1 protein-coding gene is annotated in these 1,398 nt (G+C 30.0%); it reads right to left on the bottom strand.

The window, feature by feature from the left end; translation table 11 throughout:
* The coding region (locus tag E1171_RS01365) for a DUF1697 domain-containing protein (protein ID WP_187696163.1) at positions 1-496 on the bottom strand (496 nt) is incomplete at its 3' end.
* Between the last annotated feature and the right edge of the window lie 902 nt (positions 497-1,398).

The following is a 1,398-nucleotide window of genomic DNA, read 5'->3' as shown; positions in this document are numbered from 1 at the left end:
TAGTGGTTGCCTGGGTTTTGAGTTTATTTTCGAAAAAGCTATTAGTAAATTTAGTTTTTCCATATCCATTTGGACAAAACAAATAAACAACATTCTCAGAAATTATAAATTCATCTCCATTATTTACTGTTGGACCAATTCTCTTTAATATCTCCTGATTTGGTTTTTCTCTTAAAAAGGTGACATGTAGTTTACTGGGATCTTCCTGTTTTACATTCAAAAATGGATTGTTTTGGAATATAAAATGAAAATCTCTTGAGGTTTTGACTAAACAGGGAACTTCATATTTATAAGCAAGCCATAATTCCTTTTCAATTAGTCTGGATATTTCTCTTTGGTCTATTTTTTCAAAGTTAAATACTATATTTCCACTTTGAATGTAGGTGTTAACATGTGAAAAACCTAAACTTTCAAATAGGCCTTTTAGGGAATTCATTTTGATCTTTTTTTGTCCACTTACATTAATTCCCCGAAGAATGGCAATATAGGTTTGCATAATTTAGATGGATTTTTATGGGTAATGAATTGCCTAAAGATACCATTAATGTCTTAAGGATTAAGATGTAGGAAGTAAAGAAGTGTCCTTTTTTGAAGGTGCGTATTTCTTAGTCATCATAAATAATATGTGAGTGTCTGGTGATGAAAAAAAGTTTTCCCAAGGAAGAAATAAAAATTTAGTTTTATTATCTGTTTGGACCAGCTCTCATCAGTCCTTGAGGAAAGTCGAATCAAAGAAAAGCCACCGTTGACAGATTGTTTTTTCTATTTTATTGCTCTTCCCTTTTTAATCATTGGTTAATAAATACTTATGCCGTTGCAAACTTTCTTTTCCCAATCCAATTTGGCCAAAGGCTAATTTTGATGTGCTTCTTTTCTCAAAAAAGGCAAGGGGATTATTATCCCACTTTGGGTAATTCCGCAAAGAAAAACTTTGGTCAGGTTTCAAGGATTACTCCTTTTGCCATGCAATAATTTAATTTCTTTTTTCTGGTGAGCCTGGGTTAAGGCTGCACCGCCGATTGGCTTTTTAAAGTTTGAGTTGGAGAGCCAAACATAAATACTTTAACTCTTTCTAAACCTTAACCTGAGGCTCAAATCTGAAGAAGATCTTTTTCTAGTTACAAGGAAAAGTAAGTTCTAAGTCCTTAGATTATTTTATTCTTTACTCTGTAGAAAATGTTAGTATTCATGTTTTTGGTTGTGTAAAAAATCATGAGTTTTTTGTCGAAATTGTAGTTATAATTAAAATGATATTTGATATAATAATATGTAATATATGAATTAATTGATAATTTACAATAGGTGAAATTTATATTTTTTAAACTATAATTTAATTGTTGTTCATTTTATTAAATGATGTTTTTCTATAAAAGAAACAATAATTACGCATAAGTAGGG

The sequence above is a fragment of the Xanthovirga aplysinae genome, assembly GCF_009711365.1.
GTDB lineage: Bacteria > Bacteroidota > Bacteroidia > Cytophagales > Cyclobacteriaceae > Xanthovirga > Xanthovirga aplysinae.
This window is presented reverse-complemented; position numbering and strand designations above follow the sequence as displayed.